The sequence below is a fragment of the Emticicia sp. W12TSBA100-4 genome, from assembly GCF_040253585.1.
GTDB lineage: Bacteria > Bacteroidota > Bacteroidia > Cytophagales > Spirosomataceae > Emticicia.
The window spans coordinates 122847-142641 of the sequence record NZ_JBELAU010000006.1 but is presented as its reverse complement, the minus strand read 5'-3'; the positions used below and the strand labels follow the sequence as shown (position 1 = coordinate 142641).

General features: G+C 34.5%; 13 protein-coding genes and 1 CRISPR repeat array (1 of these 14 running past the window's edge). Of the genes, 1 reads left to right on the top strand and 12 read right to left on the bottom strand.

Annotation, left to right across the window (positions count from 1 at the left end):
* A CRISPR array of direct repeats spans positions 1 to 4746; the repeat unit is 37 nt; unit sequence GTCTTAATCCTTATTCTACTGGAAGACGGTTTCTGTT; it reaches 633 nt to the left of the window's first position.
* A 139-nt stretch (positions 4747 to 4885) separates the two neighbouring features.
* The 7 genes from ABR854_RS09810 to ABR854_RS09780 form a co-directional block, all read right to left on the bottom strand.
* Entirely contained in the window at positions 4886 to 6166 is a 1281-nt protein-coding gene (locus tag ABR854_RS09810) for a tetratricopeptide repeat protein (protein WP_350265223.1), read from the bottom strand.
* A 210-nt stretch (positions 6167 to 6376) separates the two neighbouring features.
* Positions 6377 to 6850: a CRISPR-associated endonuclease Cas2 gene (gene cas2, locus ABR854_RS09805; protein WP_350265222.1), complete on the bottom strand. Its 474-nt coding sequence runs from the start codon at positions 6848 to 6850 to the stop codon at positions 6377 to 6379.
* Position 6851: 1 nt separating this feature from the next.
* On the bottom strand, positions 6852 to 7838 hold the full coding sequence (locus ABR854_RS09800; protein WP_350265411.1) for a CRISPR-associated primase-polymerase type B: 987 nt from the start codon (positions 7836 to 7838) through the stop codon (positions 6852 to 6854).
* Between the two features lie 32 nt (positions 7839 to 7870).
* Positions 7871 to 8845, bottom strand: a complete 975-nt coding sequence (gene cas1 / locus ABR854_RS09795) for a CRISPR-associated endonuclease Cas1 (protein WP_350265410.1) — start codon at positions 8843 to 8845, stop codon at positions 7871 to 7873.
* A gap of 87 nt (positions 8846 to 8932) precedes the next feature.
* Complete coding sequence (locus tag ABR854_RS09790; RefSeq protein ID WP_350265221.1) at positions 8933 to 9772, bottom strand: hypothetical protein; 840 nt, start codon at positions 9770 to 9772, stop codon at positions 8933 to 8935.
* A 50-nt stretch (positions 9773 to 9822) separates the two neighbouring features.
* The gene (locus tag ABR854_RS09785) at positions 9823 to 11202 is read right to left on the bottom strand and encodes a coiled-coil domain-containing protein (protein ID WP_350265220.1); all 1380 of its coding nucleotides are present in this window, start codon (positions 11200 to 11202) and stop codon (positions 9823 to 9825) included.
* Between the two features lie 57 nt (positions 11203 to 11259).
* Positions 11260 to 12537, bottom strand: a complete 1278-nt coding sequence (locus tag ABR854_RS09780; protein ID WP_350265409.1) for an ATP-dependent DNA helicase — start codon at positions 12535 to 12537, stop codon at positions 11260 to 11262.
* A gap of 218 nt (positions 12538 to 12755) precedes the next feature.
* On the opposite strand from ABR854_RS09780, the gene ABR854_RS09775 reads away from it, so the two are divergent.
* Positions 12756 to 13772: a helix-turn-helix transcriptional regulator gene (locus tag ABR854_RS09775; protein WP_350265219.1), complete on the top strand. Its 1017-nt coding sequence runs from the start codon at positions 12756 to 12758 to the stop codon at positions 13770 to 13772.
* Here the strand turns inward: ABR854_RS09775 and ABR854_RS09770 are convergent.
* The 5 genes from ABR854_RS09770 to csm3 form a co-directional block, all read right to left on the bottom strand.
* A complete protein-coding gene (locus ABR854_RS09770; RefSeq protein ID WP_350265218.1) occupies positions 13764 to 15278 on the bottom strand; it encodes a hypothetical protein in 1515 nt (504 codons plus the stop codon). The two genes, ABR854_RS09775 and ABR854_RS09770, sit on opposite strands and share 9 nt — an antisense overlap.
* Positions 15275 to 16450: an ATP-binding protein gene (locus tag ABR854_RS09765; protein ID WP_350265217.1), complete on the bottom strand. Its 1176-nt coding sequence runs from the start codon at positions 16448 to 16450 to the stop codon at positions 15275 to 15277. The genes ABR854_RS09770 and ABR854_RS09765 overlap by 4 nt, the downstream gene beginning before the upstream one ends.
* Before the next feature lie 66 nt (positions 16451 to 16516).
* Positions 16517 to 18079 carry a type III-A CRISPR-associated RAMP protein Csm5 gene (gene csm5, locus ABR854_RS09760; RefSeq protein ID WP_350265216.1) on the bottom strand — a complete coding sequence of 521 codons (1563 nt, stop codon included), beginning with the start codon at positions 18077 to 18079 and terminating at the stop codon, positions 16517 to 16519.
* Positions 18076 to 19089: a type III-A CRISPR-associated RAMP protein Csm4 gene (csm4, locus tag ABR854_RS09755; RefSeq protein WP_350265215.1), complete on the bottom strand. Its 1014-nt coding sequence runs from the start codon at positions 19087 to 19089 to the stop codon at positions 18076 to 18078. Before csm4 ends, csm5 begins: the two co-directional genes overlap by 4 nt.
* Position 19090: 1 nt before the next feature.
* Positions 19091 to 19795, bottom strand: a complete 705-nt coding sequence (csm3, locus tag ABR854_RS09750; RefSeq protein ID WP_350265214.1) for a type III-A CRISPR-associated RAMP protein Csm3 — start codon at positions 19793 to 19795, stop codon at positions 19091 to 19093.

Genomic DNA, 19795 nt, shown 5'->3' with positions numbered 1-19795 from the left:
GATTAACAATTAAAGCTTAAAAACATGGCTGTAATAGTCTTAATCCTTATTCTACTGGAAGACGGTTTCTGTTTGACAAAGACAAGTCATTCAATGTTCAATTGAAAGGTCTTAATCCTTATTCTACTGGAAGACGGTTTCTGTTAAGCCCTTATCCGTACAAAAAGGTTATCGCCAGGTTGTCTTAATCCTTATTCTACTGGAAGACGGTTTCTGTTGACTTTATAAACAAAGCAATAGTTGACGGAAAGAAAAAGTCTTAATCCTTATTCAACTGGAAGACGGTTTCTGTTAGGTTTATTCTCATGGCTTCGTTCGGCACGACCGTAAGTCTTAATCCTTATTCTACTGGAAGACGGTTTCTGTTTTTTAGAAAAATATTTGAAAGAAAATGAATAAAGAATGTCTTAATCCTTATTCTACTGGAAGACGGTTTCTGTTAGCCCAGAACAGTACGACAAGAAGTTTTGGCGTGAGTCTTAATCCTTATTCTACTGGAAGACGTTTTCTGTTATGGTTGCAACTACCAAAATAACGCCCGAAAGTTTGTCTTAATCCTTATTCTACTGGAAGACGTTTTCTGTTAAAGTTCGCAAAAATTATGTCGGTTTTACCTCCAAGTCTTAATCCTTATTCTACTGGAAGACGGTTTCTGTTGTCATTTTTATGCTTGCTTTTGCTTAATGCTGCAGTGTCTTAATCCTTATTCTACTGGAAGACGGTTTCTGTTAAAGTTCGCAAAAATTATGTCGGTTTTACATCCAAGTCTTAATCCTTATTCTACTGGAAGACGGTTTCTGTTCTTACTTTTGCTTTTCTTCTTCTTCCTTTTTTTGTGTCTTAATCCTTATTCTACTGGAAGACGGTTTCTGTTATACAAAAATCGTCCTAAGTTCATTCCTGAAAATGTCTTAATCCTTATTCTACTGGAAGACGGTTTCTGTTTCAAGCGTATCAAGTCAAACGACAAAAAGTCTGCTGTCTTAATCCTTATTCTACTGGAAGACGGTTTCTGTTAGAACCAAAACACATTATACCGTACTTGCCTTATGAGTCTTAATCCTTATTCTACTGGAAGACGGTTTCTGTTAGCATCTATTTCAAACATTATCCAAAGATAGAGTTCTGTCTTAATCTTTATTCTACTGGAAGACGGTTTCTGTTTTAAAAAAGAATTAGGAGTTAATCTTCATATTTTAGAGTCTTAATCCTTATTCTACTGGAAGACGGTTTCTGTTTGAGAATAAAATATTTAAAATATCTAATCGAACAAGTCTTAATCCTTATTCTACTGGAAGACGGTTTCTGTTTTTTTATGAAAACTTTTTTAAAGTACTTATTCGCTTTGTCTTAATCCTTATTCTACTGGAAGACGGTTTCTGTTCTAAAATTGACAAGTTGAAAGAACTTGGAGATAGGTCTTAATCCTTATTCTACTGGAAGACGGTTTCTGTTTAAATGTATTCATACTGGAGATTTATCACAATTTGAAGTCTTAATCCTTATTCTACTGGAAGACGGTTTCTGTTTTCAACTAATGATGATGAATTAACAGGTGAAGTATGTCTTAATCCTTATTCTACTGGAAGACGGTTTCTGTTAAATTTATTATTTTCCAAATAATAAAAAATTTAGTGAAGTCTTAATCCTTATTCTACTGGAAGACGGTTTCTGTTTTAATGTTTCTCCAGAAATGGCTGAAAAATTAAAAGGGTCTTAATCCTTATTCTACTGGAAGACGGTTTCTGTTAATTGGAAGAGATTGTTGTGGAGAAAATACTCCAGATGTCTTAATCCTTATTCTACTGGAAGACGGTTTCTGTTGGACACTTATTTTAAGGAATTAGTAATAATGCGACAAGTCTTAATCCTTATTCTACTGGAAGACGGTTTCTGTTCATTAGTATCTTATAACTAATATACATTATCAACCTTGTCTTAATCCTTATTCTACTGGAAGACGGTTTCTGTTTCTGTTGGTGTTATTATTGGTGATAAAATGTCATTGTCTTAATCCTTATTCTACTGGAAGACGGTTTCTGTTAAACACTAAAAGGCTGGGAACGTTCAAAATTGGATTGTCTTAATCCTTATTCTACTGGAAGACGGTTTCTGTTACATTCAACGCTGGCGGATGCGAAGTTTCGGGGCCTGTCTTAATCCTTATTCTACTGGAAGACGGTTTCTGTTTAGGTGATGCTGGTGCAATTGGCTGGAATACTTCTGGGTCTTAATCCTTATTCTACTGGAAGACGGTTTCTGTTTTAACAGATTTTATTAAAAAGTATGAAAATAATTGGTCTTAATCCTTATTCTACTGGAAGACGGTTTCTGTTAAAGGAGTTATGGTTGCACACACTTCAGACGGTAGTCTTAATCCTTATTCTACTGGAAGACGGTTTCTGTTATGCTTTGCAATGATGTCATTAATAAACCTTATGATGTCTTAATCCTTATTCTACTGGAAGACGGTTTCTGTTTGTGTTCAATGGAATCATTTTACAAATGGTAGTGATGTCTTAATCCTTATTCTACTGGAAGACGGTTTCTGTTCACAATTCGATGAGGATTTACATCCTGCAACTCTTAACGTGTCTTAATCCTTATTCTACTGGAAGACGGTTTCTGTTAAAGTTTCAGCGTTATTAACGCTTGAAGCAGATATGAGTCTTAATCCTTATTCTACTGGAAGACGGTTTCTGTTATTTAATATCAAAGTTATGATAATATTCAAAGAAAAAGTGTCTTAATCCTTATTCTACTGGAAGACGGTTTCTGTTAAATTAAACTTTCAAAGAGTAGTTAAATACTCAGAGAGTCTTAATCCTTATTCTACTGGAAGACGGTTTCTGTTAAAATATGTTAAAAAATTAGATAAACATATATTCTTGTCTTAATCCTTATTCTACTGGAAGACGGTTTCTGTTCTGTTATCAAGGACAGTAAAGGTGATGACGTCGCTGCGTCTTAATCCTTATTCTACTGGAAGACGGTTTCTGTTCAAAACAAGCGTATCTTACCACGTTTATGATGGTGTCTTAATCCTTATTCTACTGGAAGACGGTTTCTGTTATCATTGGAACTGATGAGACCTACACTGACAAGAAGTCTTAATCCTTATTCTACTGGAAGACGGTTTCTGTTAAACAAATGAAAATGAAAATGGCATCACTATTCAAATAAGTCTTAATCCTTATTCTACTGGAAGACGGTTTCTGTTATTTTTGGCAAGAAAATAAAAATAATTTTGATGAAGTCTTAATCCTTATTCTACTGGAAGACGGTTTCTGTTAAGAGTTGAAGAATATGTTCAGTCTTTGTTGTTTGAAGTCTTAATCCTTATTCTACTGGAAGACGGTTTCTGTTCAAACAATTAAACATTCTAAAATCATGGAATATCCGGTCTTAATCCTTATTCTACTGGAAGACGGTTTCTGTTAGAAAATGGCGATCGAATCAAGCAAAAAAAGTAAAGTCTTAATCCTTATTCTACTGGAAGACGGTTTCTGTTTTAATAAATTACATTATGACGTACTGAAAAACTCGTCGTCTTAATCCTTATTCTACTGGAAGACGGTTTCTGTTCAAACCTTCACGAACGACTATGAAACTAACAACGGGTCTTAATCCTTATTCTACTGGAAGACGGTTTCTGTTATTACACTCCCACACAAGAGGACGAAGACGAATTAGTCTTAATCCTTATTCTACTGGAAGACGGTTTCTGTTTACAGTACAAAGAAAACATTAGAGTTGCTAATGCAGGTCTTAATCCTTATTCTACTGGAAGACGGTTTCTGTTTCTATTTTTTTTTATTGATCTATTCAATGATAAGTCTTAATCCTTATTCTACTGGAAGACGGTTTCTGTTATGAACAAAGAAAACAAATTGCCATTGACCGAGAGTCTTAATCCTTATTCTACTGGAAGACGGTTTCTGTTACAATTTATAAATTCCAATAAAACAAATCAAGAAGAAGTCTTAATCCTTATTCTACTGGAAGACGGTTTCTGTTCTAAAAAAAAGAAATATCATAAATCAAATGCCTGATGTCTTAATCCTTATTCTACTGGAAGACGGTTTCTGTTGCCTACATTTTTGAACAATCTTTTAACAAATAAAAGTCTTAATCCTTATTCTACTGGAAGACGGTTTCTGTTATCATCTATGGTGGTTTATAGTAATCAGTTTCCTCAGTCTTAATCCTTATTCTACTGGAAGACGGTTTCTGTTTAACTGAGAGAGTTAGTATAGTGCAATCTTATTGCAGTCTTAATCCTTATTCTACTGGAAGACGGTTTCTGTTAATTATCAAGAAATTGATAGTTTACTTTTAAAATTGTCTTAATCCTTATTCTACTGGAAGACGGTTTCTGTTAACACCGAACATGAACAAATGGATTAAAAGACAAAGTCTTAATCCTTATTCTACTGGAAGACGGTTTCTGTTGGGTATGTGAAACAAGTTATGTTCCTGTTAGTCACAGTCTTAATCCTTATTCTACTGGAAGACGGTTTCTGTTTGACAACGTAGATAAAGCGTTGAAAGCTAAAGTAGCAACGTCTTAATCCTTATTCTACTGGAAGACGGTTTCTGTTACAGTGATATTAGCAACAAGTAGAAATACGGTTTGTCTTAATCCTTATTCTACTGGAAGACGGTTTCTGTTTTAATTATATTATGTAACTTAAACAAATAGTTGTTAAGTCTTAATCCTTATTCTACTGGAAGACGGTTTCTGTTAGCAAAATTCTTAAATAGTTTATAAATAAAGGTTTAAAAATTGTTTTATTGTTTATTTTATATTCTTTCATAGAAAAGTAATGCCGATTTTGTTCTTTATATCAAGCATTACCTCGTAAATATATAACCTTTTTGATAATTATTCGGTGCTTAGTTCGACTTTATTTATACTAATCACTTTCCAACCTTCTTGGTTTTTCTTATGGTCGTAGCTTTTAATTGCATATCCGTTAGTGAGCATATCAGTATTTAGCTTGCTTGCAGCCACCAAATTTGCAGCAATATAAGCATTATCCACAAAACCTATCCCAGAGGTATTTATACGAATAACTCCCGTAAATTTCTTGAACCACGCTACCTTTTCATCTGTATCTGATAGCCTCATAACCTGATTGTAGTCTTTGGTCGGATGCTTCCTTGTATAGGCTTTATATGTCTTTCCAATCTCAATGCCTGGTGCTTGTGTTTTTAGTAAACTTATTTTTCCACCGCCATCATTTTCCGTCATATAGTATGCCATCTGAGTATGTAAATCAATTTTTATTACCACAATCAGTATCGGAGGTGCCGTCTCCCAAAGTAATTCTTCTGCCGTATGCGTATATGCTATATAGTTAGTGGCAAGCCCAGTAACATTCTTGTATTCCGACTTGCTCATCCATTCTTGTACTTTCGACGGTATTTTCCAGCTCTCTTTAGTACGTGTGCCTACGATTTTTTCAATTTCATACTTGGCGGCCTTCCAGTTATCTTCAGTAATAAGTTTTTCGGCAAATTCTTGGCGTAAACCTACCAACATTCGCTCTTTACCACCCAATGCCAGTGCTTTGCAGAGTGCTGAGTGATTGATCACTGCCTTATCCTGATAGCAAACAGCCATTAGTTGCCAGACCCAAAAATCGTTTTTCTTAGCTTTTACCAAATCTTTTACCAGTAGCTGTGCTTGCTCTAAATCACCGGTATGAATCAAAAGCTGTACAGCATAATATCGTACATAAACCGATTCAGGGTATCGTAGCGAGATGCTTTCTATCCAATCATAAAAAACATAAAAAATATAACTAAACTCATATTCTTTCCGTTCTTCCAACATAGTTTTAGCAATTGGAATCACTAGTCGTTCCAATTCGGCGGGTTCAACTATGCTACTAATATTCGCCCATAAATTAAAGGCAAGATAAGCCCCCCAATCTACTCGAAGTTTGGCCGCAATCGTCAGAAATGCCAAAGAAAGTGTCAAATCATTGGTATTAGGCAAATGCAATAAATCAGCGAGCATTTTTTGCCCGAAAAACAATGGTTGTTGTTGTTTTATTGCCTGAGAAACCGTTTTTATAACCAGCCAATAAACTTGTGTTTGTAACATCGAATCTTGGTAGAAAGGCAGTGCAAAGAGCGATTCTTTGATATCTAAAATCATTTCACAATCTTGTTTTTCAAGAGCGTTTTTCCAAAGGTCAAAATATACCCAAGATAGGGCTTGATATTGAGTAGTAGGCTCAAGTTGATAGCCCTCGAAGGCAATCGTGAGAGCATCAATATAATTGCCAGATTTGCGAAGTGCGTGTACTTGCTGAGTATTGGTAGTATTGAAGGTGGTATCTTGGTTTGTATTATCAGAAAAATAGTTTCAAAATATAATTGTATGCTTGCTTTGTGTAAGCAATTCAAAATCAAAGTTTTTGCCTATACAGTTCATACTATTGAGCATATCTTCGCCCACCGGTAGCATAATAATAGTATCGTGGTTATCATAGCACAATTGTAACTCAGTAATAATCTGCTTAATTTCCTGATAAAGTTTTCGATGAACCTTCGCAAAAAACACAGATTTTTGAATACGAATACATCCTTTCTTTTCAAGAAATTTTGCCAAGATTCGCCTGATTTTATTATTTTCTACATCATAAAGTATAAAACAGTACATTTCTTCTGAATTTTTATGTTTTTGATTGTTAAACCATTCCAAAAAACGTCCGAAATGTACTGGCAAGTCGTTTTCAAGTGCCAAAACCTCATTGGCACTTAAAGTTGGTAGCCCCACATTTGCTCGCTGCACATTCGCTTCGCCAATACTAAGTGGTTGTCGTTTTTTTCTGGGCATATCAGTTTACGCATAAAAGTTGAGTTAATTCTTCACCCATCACGCCCATTACTTTTACCGGTGGGAAAATCATGTCGTGAATCAAACAAAATACTATTTCAGATAAATTAGCATCAGTACCCGTTTTGGGTGAACGAGTTACGGTATAACCTTTTTTACCAAAAAACACATTGATTTCAGCCATCCTATAACCTTGTTTTACTTGTATCTTCAAGCCATAACTAATAGGAAGTATTGCCACCAAAACCAAGTTATTATTGATGCATACATAAGCAATATCCTGTTCCATTGTTTTCAATTCTTCTGGAACATAGCCTTGATAAACCTTTTTTGTTGGCCTATTCGGACTAATTTTATCCATTACTTTTCCCAAAGCCTCTTGGTCAAGCTCAGTTGGTGTTTTAATTACATCGAGTGATACCGCTACTGTTTCTTGATTGATAAATCTTTGCCATTCAACCAATTCGGCATTTGGGTTGAAATAAACATTTTCATCAAAGCTCAAAAAGCAAGCACGAGTAGCATCACAAGTTTTCATGTCAATACTACCTGCCAAGTGAACTTGTTCGGCAAAAACCCTCGAAAAATTGCGATAAAACTCTTTGTACTGCCCCAAGTCAGAACATGGAACATTCAAACCAAAAATTACCTTAAAGCCGGTGCCACTCGGCGATACAAAAGCCATCAACACCGCAGGATGCGTCAGTAATAGCTCAGGAAGTTGCGTATTTTCACCAAAAAAATCATCCACATCAATCGTCAGATAGCTAGCATTCTCAAAATTATCCGAATGACGCACACCTTCACGAAACGAGGCACCCACAAAATACGGCAATCGAGTCTTAAGCATTTTATAAGCTTTTATATCAAGTTCTCGCAATTTACGCAAGCGGCTCACCTCAACGGCAAGCGTTTGGTCTTGTTTTATTTTCAAGAATAAATCTTCTGCCGCAATACCTATTAAGGTTTCGGCAGGTGATTGGGCGATGGCGTTTCCGATAAAAAATGTGAAGGGCGATATTAGTTTAAAGGTGAGAAAGTTTTTAAAAATGTTGCTGTTTTTTGGGCAATCAATTCAATATGATTCAATCTCGAACGGCTCAGACCTTCCATCACCACAACTTCATTCAGATAATCGTTGAAACTCTGAATCAAAATCCGTTTACCTGTTTGGTTGAGCCAAAACTGTTGGTTTTCTACATCAAAAAAATCCGTATCAACAACCTCCTGTACACACAAATGGCAAACCACATAATCGGCCCAATGCCTAAACTGCTCAATAAAATCATAAACCAGTACCGGTCGGTTATATTCGTCACGATGCATAATACCAATGTGCGGGTCAATACCAACTTTCAGCAATGCCGACTCACACATACCATAGAGCATACCATAAGCATAATTTAGCAGACAATTAAACCCATTATGGGCTGGGTGTTGACTACGTTTCTGAAACTGGTATTTGCTTGGCAATAAACTACTTATGGCCTGAAAATAAACCCTACCCATGCTGCCTTCGTAGCCCCTAAAACTGGCAAAAGTTTCGGAGTGGTCTTGAATTTCATAGTTTTTTATTTTTTCAGTCGATGCCTGAATCTTTGATTTAGTATCTACCATATCCATTTCTTTTTGCAAAATGATACTCAAAAGATCTAAAACCAAAATTTGATTATTGCCTTTTTTTATCAAAATATCTTTAATCCAATTAATTCCTGCAATGCTTTGAGCAAAAGCCAGCTGATTTTTGCGAATCGTTGAAATCGAGCCAAAATGATGACTCCAAACTCGCCCAATCGGAAAACCCTTTCGGTCAATAAATAAAATCTCGGTATTGTGCTGAATCGCCGTTGAAATTACTTCATGCGAAAGATTCGTAGCCGAATGAAGCATAATACTTCGCACTTGCTGAAACGGTACATAGCTTTCTTGCTCCTTGTTTTTTACAAAGTATCGCCCTTCTTTTACCGAAATAGATGTTCCACGCTTATTGAGAATTAACTGAGTATTGAAGACTAGTAGTATTTAGATGGTGAAATAATGACACAAAGTAAATACTTAATAGTGCAAGCTATTTTCACCATTTCAAAAAGTATAAATTTTCTTTTGAGTAGCAGGCAGCGAACCATGTGGCGAAAAAGTAAACGAATTAATTTTCATTTCCGAAAGCCATTTTCGCCAAACCGCCACCAATAAATCCTGCTCATTGAGGTTCTGAAACTTAGGCTTTACTTCCAATAAACATACTGAGAGTTTGCCAAAGTTTTTCTTCACAGGAATTAAACCCTCATTTATGGAGTGCAGTTTTTTCTCCCAATCTGAGTCATTTCTGAGTTTATTCAGTACACGAGAGTCAGTAGTGCGATTGCCTAATTGACCAACAAAACGGTTAGATTCAAAATCAAAATAGCCATCAGTTAGCACAAAGAGTTTATTTTGGTGCGTATTTATCACATCATTTACCAAAAAATCATTGAAATATTTCCAGATATCTGTTCCACTAAAATCTTTCGATGACTTTCTACCCTTGGTAGCATCGGCATATAATTTGTCCAAAACCTTCGGAAGGTTCGCCTTAAAAGCTTCAAGTTGTTTTCTTTTTTGCTGAATATTAAACTCCGCCATCGAAATATACAACTCGTTTTCGTAAGTTTCGGTGATAATTCCACCCTGTTGTGGAGCAACAACAACCTTGAAACAATCATTTGAATTGATAATGAATTTTTGACGAACAATACCTTCAAAACGAGCAAATACGTCTTGAATAAGTCGTTTGTCTCGGTTAGTTTGGTCAACTGTTAGCAGTCGGTCTGAGAGATCAAGCAAAACAATATAGTTTTCATTCTTGGCCGATTGTGCTTGTGCTACAATCATTAAGCAGAAAAATAAAACAAAAAAAGTGAAATATTTAATAAATGTCGTCATAAGTGTATGTAGTTTAAGTGTATAATTTTGAATATAATACCGACTATTGCCTATAATTGTGAAAGATAAATTTTCTTGCCATATTCATTCACATAATACTGTCCGCCTCTTGAACCTGTTTCCATTTCTTCTTGATTAGAATCAATTAGTCGGTTTCCAGTGATATACATTGCTCGGAACTCCTCATTGACTTGTTCGCAGGCTTGTTTAATTACTATATTATCGGGAATAATCGTTACCACTTGCATCCAACCATCATAAAATTTTGTAATGTAGCGTTCAAGCTCAGGAATGCTGATTTTCAAATCACGCTTTCGGTCTCGTAACTTTCTGATTTCAAGCGATATTTTCTTGATTTTGGTCGAAATATCTACTAAATCCAACTCCAATGCTTCTATCTGATTTTTCATATCAGCAATTTTCTTGCGTAAAAATTCAATCTCTAAAGCAACTACTTTTATAAAATCAGTTTTACCTAATTCCTGTTTAAATGCTGTCAGTAAAATTCCCCAAATCAGTGTAGCAACGAAACCCATGATAAGTACTATATAAAAATCGCTACTGGCGTACCATTGATGAGAAGCGTCATCAATGCCCATGAGCTTTTTCATCTCAAAATTGGTGTTTTCAATCTTATAAGCAATAAATCCATCAAGGATAAAAGTTATAACAATCAGCGTAACTATGGTTGCTATACGTTTACGTCCGTTTAGCTCATGAATGAGATAATCAAGCACAAAGGCAAACATCAAAAGAAGAATCGGAGATACCCAATGGAAATCAAGAATACCAAAAGCCCTTCTCGAAAAAATAGCACCAAATAAAGAATTTGCCGAACCACCATTTTGGTTTAATAGCTGTGCTTCTTCCATTGGGTTTCTGACCATACCCATATAAACACAGCTAATATAAAATGCTAAAATATAAATCAAGCCCAAACCAAGCATAATACCATATTTCCAAAGCGTAAAACGATTCATTACATCGGGTGTAGGTGGCTGTTTTTCCTTCAAACGCCATTGATGAATTGCATCTTCAAAGTCCAAAATTACCTTTTTGAGTTTTGGAATACTCACCTCACTGACTTTCTGTTGTTCGCCCAATAACTCTTCCGATGATTTTTCCAAATCAACAATTTGGTCATCCAAGGCGTAGCGATGTTTTTCTTGAAATTCAAAATCAGCACTTTCATCAATCAAATGGCCGCTACGAATCTCATTAAACAAATTGAGCAAAGCCTTGGCATCGCCTTTATGAGCCATAGATTGCTTGATGGCATAATCTTTTAGATTTACCCGCATAACATCCGCAGAAAAAACATTTGAAGCTTCAATAATAGCCTCATTTGCGTTTTCTAAAATGTTATTTTCTACTGAATTGCCTGAAAATAGGTCTTTTACTTTATCGAAATTTGTGTTGAAATCTGTCATAATAGTCAAAGTTTAAGTGAAATAATGTTACCTGTAAATTTGTGTAAATTGATCTTGCTATTTACCCATTAAGTGGCCGCTATTTGTGAAAATGTTTTTTCTTGCTCTTGTCACTCCCGTATATAAAAACCGATAGTCATCATCAGGACTCCAAGTATTGAGTAATACAGTATCCCACTCGCTTCCCTGGGCTTTATGGCAGGTAAACGCATGGCCATAACTTACTTGCATGGCCGAAAGATATTCATCATCCCAAATTTTATTAGATTGCCTAAAAACAGGATTATTTCGAAAAGCAGCGGCAAAAAGTGCTTGTTTTTTCTCTTGAGTCAAAGCTTTTGGATCTTGAAGCGTATCGAGCATTACTTTGGTACGAACCTTGAAAGGTAAATCAAGCGAATCTTTAAATTCCACTTCAACATCGACAAATGATAAATCGGCGATTTTATTTCGACTGCCTATACTCTTTATTTCACCAACTTCGCCATTAGCCACATAAGCAAACGATTTTCCATAATAGTTTTGATTAAGTACTATTCTATCACCTTCGCAGATTGAACCAGTCAAACCAAGCCCCGACCTAACCAAGTTATTACAATCGCTCACATATTTATTGCCATAGGCAATGATAGCTACCGCATCCTGCTTTTTAGCATTATAACTATCAATGTATAGTTTAGCTACTTGCTCTGGTTTTCCCATAAAAGAACCTATTTTTTTGCCAAAACGACCTTTCGTAGGAGTCAGAATATACTCTCTTACCTGATAAGCAGCATCCAAAATATACGAACCTTCGGCCTGTCTCATCACTTTGGATAGTTCAATCATGCTTCCGCACAAACTATACTTCTGCGTAAGATAATCAACACTCAGTGCAGGTGGCTGCTCTTTGTTGCTATATCCTACAGGCGGAAGCTGACAGCTATCACCCACAAAAATAACTTTATTTGATTTTGCACCTTGTTTAATGAATTTGATAAAGTCCGACATCAAGGAGTCTTTCATTTCAAAACTTTCTTGTTTACTGATTCTATCGCTAATCATCGAGCTTTCATCCACAATAAAAACCTTATGCTCTTCTTCTATATTGAGTTTGAGTACAAACTTTACAATGGCTTTTTCGGTATCAGTTTCTACTGAATAAATGGTACTATGAATTGTACCAGCCGAATACCCAGTTTTAGAAGCAATATTTTTGGCAGCACGCCCAGTAGGTGCTAATAGCTGAAAATTAGTATCTTTAGCGTCCAAATAGCTTACAACGGCTTTCATGATAGAAGTTTTGCCAGTACCTGCCGCTCCACGGACAATCAGAAAATCGCTATCATCAGCAATAAATTGTTGGATAGACTGTAAAGCCGAAACCTGCTCAGATGTAGCTACAAAAGGAAGATATTGAGTAAGTGCATTTGGTGTATTGAAGGTAGTATTGGGGTTTTGTTAAAATTATTGTGCTGCAAAAGTATGTTAGTAAAAAAAGCTTTGAAAATAAATTTATTTATAGTGCTATCTAATTTCACTTAACATTCTATATTTACATAAAAAATAAAAATATGTCAATAAATAAACTTCAGTTTGAGCGTTTAAATATCATTCATGATTTATTACAAAAAAATGGAAAATACTCTGTCGATGAATTAGTGGAAGAATTGAAACACAGACTTTCTACCATCAAAGATACGAGCGGTTATGAAATTGGTATTTCGAGAAGAACTCTCATTAGTGATATAAAATATCTACGAAGTAAAGGTGCTCCTATACCTGAAAAATCAAAAAAATACTCTTATACAGAGTCATTTTCGTTCTTGGAAGTATTAGGAACAAATGACACCTTATTATTAGATGAATTGAAAGGTATTGTGGGCAAGTTACAGGCTTTCAATAAAATCAATGATTTGATGAATGTAAATTTTGATGAAATAGCTCTCAGGATTTCTGATTCATCATCCAAAATTGTGATGTTTGATAACCCCATCGAAAACTTGGAGAATGCCGATTTGCTTCCTAAGTTTCTAAATTTTATTCAAAAAGAACAAGTTATAAGCATTAGATACCAAAATTTTCAAAACCAAAAATTTGAAGATACTTTTCATCCATACTTACTCAAAGAATATAATGGGCGTTGGTATATCTTTGGTTTGAGCGAAACGGAGTATGAAAAAACTGGAAGTAAGCAGATATTTCAGTATCCGATAGATAGAATTAGAGATAGCAACCCAATTTTGAAACCAAAGTTGGCATATTTTAAAAGTGACTGGTGGAATGCTGAAAACCATTTTAAAGATATGATTGGTGTAACAAAAAAAGATGGTCAAAAACCTGAAAAAATAGTTCTAAGGGTTTATGGAAATAGCGTCGACTATATGATGTCTAAGGTTTTACATCATTCACAACGGGCAATTTTAGAAGAAGATGAATACACTGATTTTGAGTTTTTTGTTATTGATAATTATGAGTTTCGTAGTAAGATATTGGCACTTGGTTCAAACGCCGAAGTGCTTGAACCAAGTGAATTAAGAAAATCATTTGCCGAAATTACTACAAAAATGAGAAAAAGGTATTTAAAGTAAATCTTTGATTTCTTTTTTAATTGTGTCATAAATACCGAAACCTTGGATATTAAAGATTTGGTCAAGGTTACTATTTAGCTGTTGTATTTTATTTTCCCCGACTAATCTATTAAGCTGTTCAATACTTACTGGGGCCATCTCATGTGCAATTTTATTTCGTTTGAAAGATAAACCGTTTAATGTTCTTTCAATATTTTCGAGATTTTTTTGCGTTTCACTTGAATCGTCAATTACTCCTGCACCCACCAAAAAACTATATGTATTTTTGAATAGATGTCTATTAGGATTATTTAATTTCAGCTTATTTCCTGATGCGGGTAAATAAACTCCGTCAAGGTAATCAAATAGGCTTTTATCATCATTTTTTATGTTAGGTAATGAGTTTTTTAAAAACTTAATCCATTCCACATTCTCAACTCCATTCTCAAATTTACTATCATAATAGCCAGATGTATCTCCAATATACTTTTCACATTTATACCGGTAAAGGTTTTCCAAAAGAGTAAAAAGCTTCCAAAGATAATTTCCGTAATCTTGGTTATAAAAATTTATTTTTGCAGACAAATATAAATCTTTACACTTTATTTCAATTTTTCCTCCCTCTTTAAATTTACCTTCAATTCCTTTTGGAAACGCAGTATAATTTAGATTTAGTTTTTCGTATGCGTATTTAGACAATTTAAGAATTTTCTCTTTTTCAGGATTATCGGCAATTAAATTTTCATCAATTAGACCAAATTGATAGTTTTCTAAGTGTTTCAAAACTTTTTGCTTATTTAAGCTACTTAAAAACTTAGCAGGAAAATTAAGTTCTTTAAAATTTGCACCTTCAGCTTTTTGAAGTTGGATTACTTTTCCCTCAAATGTTTCAATCAAGCGTAAAGTTAAAGCTTGATTTATTGAATCTATTCCACCTTGTGGAAATAAAAACACTTGTTCTACCTGTTCTGAATATAGCAAATATTCGTTTATTCTTTTAAAATCGTCGTATTGGAACGATAAATCATGAACTTCTTTTTTTACTACAAACAGGTCTATTTGAGTCTTATGAAAGTAATCATCAGCCTTGAACAGCTTTTCTAAAATTTCTGCATAAAATATAGAATCATTATTTTTATGATACTCTGCTACCCGACCTATGTCATATTCTTCTTCTTGGTCAGTGTAAATAAGCGTTACTATATCTAAGTTGATATTTTTTTGTTTTAAGAATTCGACTGCTGGACGAATAATAGGGTAATCAATAATTGATTTAAATAATTCAAAATGAGAGGATGCAATGATTTTTCCATCATTCCTTGGAGAATTTAATGTATAAAAGTCAGGAAATTCAGAGGTTGGTCTTTTTACCTCAATTAAAAGATTTTTATTATCTTTATTTTGTATGAAATATTTAGAAAATCGTTCTCCTTTTTCCTCAATCACTTCAAAGCTATTTTCTTCTATTTTACCTATCGGAATCTGAATTTCTCTCATTCCAAGTGTAATAACCAAATAATTTTTCATACAATATCTAATGCTTCTAATTGAGTCAATACTTCTTTCAAATTACAATGTATCCAACTTGGTTTAAGTGGCATATTTCCACCTGCTGGTGTTACTACAAAATTGTGTTCAGTCTTTAAATCGTTTACTGATTCTGTTGAGCCACGTTTAAGAGCGGGAGTCAACGATAATTTTATTTCTATCGAAACCACTGGTTTCAAGCCTTTTACCAATACTAAATCCATCTCAGCCCCGTTGGAAGTTCGATAAAAGTATGGCTGAATCCCATCCTTTAGTCGTTGGATGATTTGCTCTATTACATATCCTTCCCATGATGCCCCAGCGATTGGGTTTTGAGTTAAATCAGAAAAAGACCTTATGTTGTGCAAATAATGCAAGTTTCCACTATCACGAATATATATTTTTGGACTTTTCACTATTCTTTTACTCACGTTTACAAACCATGGTTCGAGCCTTCTAACCAAAAATGCTTGCTCTAAAATATCTACATAACGTTGTACGGTAGTGTGCGTAATTCCGAGTGAGTTCGCAATCATTGAATAGTTGAGCAACGAACCATGCACATGCGAAATCATTCGTAAAAAATTATTCGTTAAGATGGGCTGGTTCGACATTCCCAGATTAGACAAATCCTGTTCAATGTAAGTTTTGATAAAGTTTTGTTGCCATTTACTCCAAAATATATCGGTCGGGGCAAGTAAAGCATTTGGAAAACCACCTCTTAGCCAATGTATATTTTCAGTAATATTTTTTTGTGTTATTTCAGCATAGCCAATCGGTGAAAGTTCATGGTAAGCTACTCGCCCAGCCAATGATTCAGAACTTTTTTTTAAAAAAATAGGCGAAGCCGACCCCAACAAAATAAACCTACCTGCAACACGATTTCTGTCAATTAAGCCCCTAAGTTGTGGTAGTAGGGGTAAGTATCGTTGAATTTCATCAATTACTATCGTTTTATCTCGATTATTGTCAATTACCCAAGTAGTATTATTGACGAGAGTCTCATAATCTTCGGCTATCTCTAGATCGAAATAAACAGAAGATTTATTCAGCTGATTCATCAACGACTTCACCAGGGTTGTCTTACCTACTTGGCGTGATCCTAATATACCCACCGCAGGAAAGAAATCTAAGGACTCTAGAACCGTAGATTCAAGTATTCGTTGTATCATTAATCATGTAATTTGAATTTTAAAAATGCAATTTACATGATTAATTCGATGAATGCATAATTTCTGTCATTTAAATTTTTTAAACTCAACCGCCACAATTGCTCCATTTCCTGCAATGTTATTTACCTGAACTTGAATGATTTGCCCAACTTGAATACCATTATAGTTTATTTTTCTGAAAGTATTCGTTTCTTGCCCTGCTGCATAAAATTTTAATGTAGCAGTTTTACCACCTTCAACTTTTACTACTTCTGCATCTATAATATCACCTTTTTTTATTTTCCCTTCAAACATCTCAGGTTTACTGGCTTCTTCGGCAGCAAACCTTTCCTTTTCAATTCGTTCTGCTTCCGCAATAGCTGCTTCTGTGGCTTTTAGTTCGGCTTGTTCGTTGGCTTCTTGTTCATCTTTTAGGCGTTTTGCTTCGTCTTTGATAGCTTGGAGTTTGATTTTTTCCTCCCATTGAGTAGCTTCGTCAGCGGTAAAAAGGGTTAATTTCAAAAAACCCAAAGGAATACCTCCCAATACTATTTTTCGAGACTTAGGTAAAGCCATTCCATTATATCTATCATTTTTACGAACCGCAGTAGCCAAGTCGTTCATTTCTTTTTTATAATCATTATTAGGAATTTTTTTCCATTGTTCTTCTGCCCAACCACCAGTCATACTTAAATAGCCAGTACCAAAGCCTACTCTTAGAATACATTGATTTTCAGAAAGGTTTTGATAACTTTCATAAATGTCTTTTAGTATTTCAACATAAGAGTCTGCTTGATGTGGTAGGTTCAATAATTCATATTTCTTTATTTCTTGCTCAATATGTTTTTTTGAATGAGCTTTAATTTGAGCAAAAATGATTGGAATACTTTTTATAGAATTAATTCCTTTCATTAGACTTAATTCAGAGGGGCGTTTTTCAATTTCGCGTATTAAATCTTGAGGTATTTGTATGCTACACAAAGCACTTTGATTGGCAGGAATACATTCAATATGCTGTTGTACAGATTGTTTTATTTTCTGAACACCACCTTCTTCGTTGAGCGTTTCAGCCAAAATACATTCTGTTTGATTAAAATGTGTATCACATATTCTAAGCAACCGAAAAACATCATGATTTGGGTCTCCACCAAAATATTTTTTCTCTAATTGAACACCTTTATATTTGACTCTTCCATTATAAACTTCTTTAAAGTCATTTATTCGATTAGCAAATGATGGGCTTTTCAAAATGACTTGGTTTAAAATGGCAGTTCTTACAGCTCCTTTTAAGGAAGAACCAGGGAGAATTGGCTGACCATTTCCCGAAAATAATTGTTCACGAATACCACTTTTACCAAATGCTGGATTTGAATTACCTTTGACTTTAAGTAAACGTTTATCGGTTTGTGATGGAGAAATAGATTTTGTGGGGCTTCTTTGAATTAAATAATCTAAAAGGTTATCGCCCTTTTCAATAATATTAACCCATCTATCTATATTTTCATCACCGATAATTTTTAAAACTTTATGTTCATCAATTATCGAAACAGTTTTGGATTTGTCAAAATAAAGGTATTCTGTATTACCTTGTAAAGTTCGTCCACTACCAATATGTAATGGTGTGATGGTTTCTATCAAAAATTTGTTCATGCTTCTGCTTTGTTTATTGGTATCATAAAAGCTAATCCATCACGCCAAATATCTTGTGTAACTATTGCGATATCTGGTTTCAAATTGGAAACTTTACCCTTTAAAACTTTATGATTTGGAAAAATAGAACCTTCAGTGAACATATAAATTGATTTTTTACGTAAGGTCAAATGCTCTATCTTTGAAGGGCTTGCAATATATCCACCTCTTTTAATGAGTCCATAAGAACTACTTTTAAGAAGGGAGTCGCTAATTTCTTCCTTTTGTGGACACCAAAGCGACAGGTTTAATTGATATTTGGCATTTTCGGGTACTTGTAAACTCATCACAGAAGCAGATGATTCAAATTGTCCATTACCCACACTTCTATCAGTACCAATGCCTGAATCTCCCAACAATTTTAATGCTTTTGATACTTTTTCAAATATTTCATCATCTCCCTTAAAAGCAAACCAAAGTCCCGCACCCTGTGTAAAGAATAGCCTATCAACGTAATACGGTGTTGGGTCTTCCGAATAATCAGCAGGAATTGTAACACGTTGTTGTACTTCTGATTTGAAAATCGGCGTTTTTATTTTTTTAATAGCAGCATGATTACTAATAAATTTTCCATCAGAAGTTAAGTCAGCCTTTGAAAGATAAAGTTTCTGGTCATTGATTAAATCCTCAAAATAGCTTTTTCCTAAATAGGTGACTTTTTTATGTTTCTTAGCTTGTAGCTCCTCTTTTATTTCTTCATTTTTAAAAGGTTGAATTTTCGACATTGGTTTCGGAAAAAACAATTCGTCCTCGTAAAATGGAAATGCTGATGAGATTTGAAAAGAATTGAAAAAACTATCATTATCTCCAATCTCCTTTGCACCAAATAATTGTCTGGCACACACATACAAAGCAGATTTGATGGTATCTGAGTGAAGAATTTCTTCACTTTCGCCATAATCATCAGTTTTACCTTTCGATAAATGTAAAGGTGCTAAAAAGTGGAGTTTAAATATTTTAAAATTTGCCATTTTATTTTAAATCTTCTGGTACAGAACTCATTAAATCACTTTCTCCTCCATCTCCATGATAAAAACTATTTGGTCTTTCGGTTACTTTGGTTATTGTGAACTTTACTTGCCCACTACCTCTTGAACCAGAGCCACCTAAATAATCATCTTGAACTAACTGTAATGCTTTAAAAGCTAAGGTCTGTAATTGGTCTTTGAATTGGTCTTCATCAAAAATATTGATTACTATATTAAGCCCAAACTTTGCACCTGCAGGAACTCGTTCAAAACTTCTTGGCATGGCTGCCGAAGTTATTCGGTCGATTACGACTTCAGTTTTTGCCTCAGTAAAAGGTAAATCGGTATTTTTTAAATCGTCAGGATTTAGAAGAAATCCATCACGGCAAATTATGCGAGAAGGTCGTTGAAAACCATCCGTTCGAGCAGAACCAAAAAGATTTGTACTTGCATGAGTAGGGTCTTCACTTGGGCCATTCTCTACTTTTCCCATTTTTTTTGAGCCAATATTACCATAAGAAAGTTCAAGGAGTGACCTCATTTTGCCTTTTAAAGAACTTCCAGGTATGTATGGTTGTTTTGTTACTGGATTGCGAATAACAGTTCTGTCTGGGCCACCAATACCCATCGCAGTATTTGAACCACCAATCATTAAGCCTGTTTTAGCTTCGATTTCACCTGATATAATAATTTTTTTGATAAGTTTCAT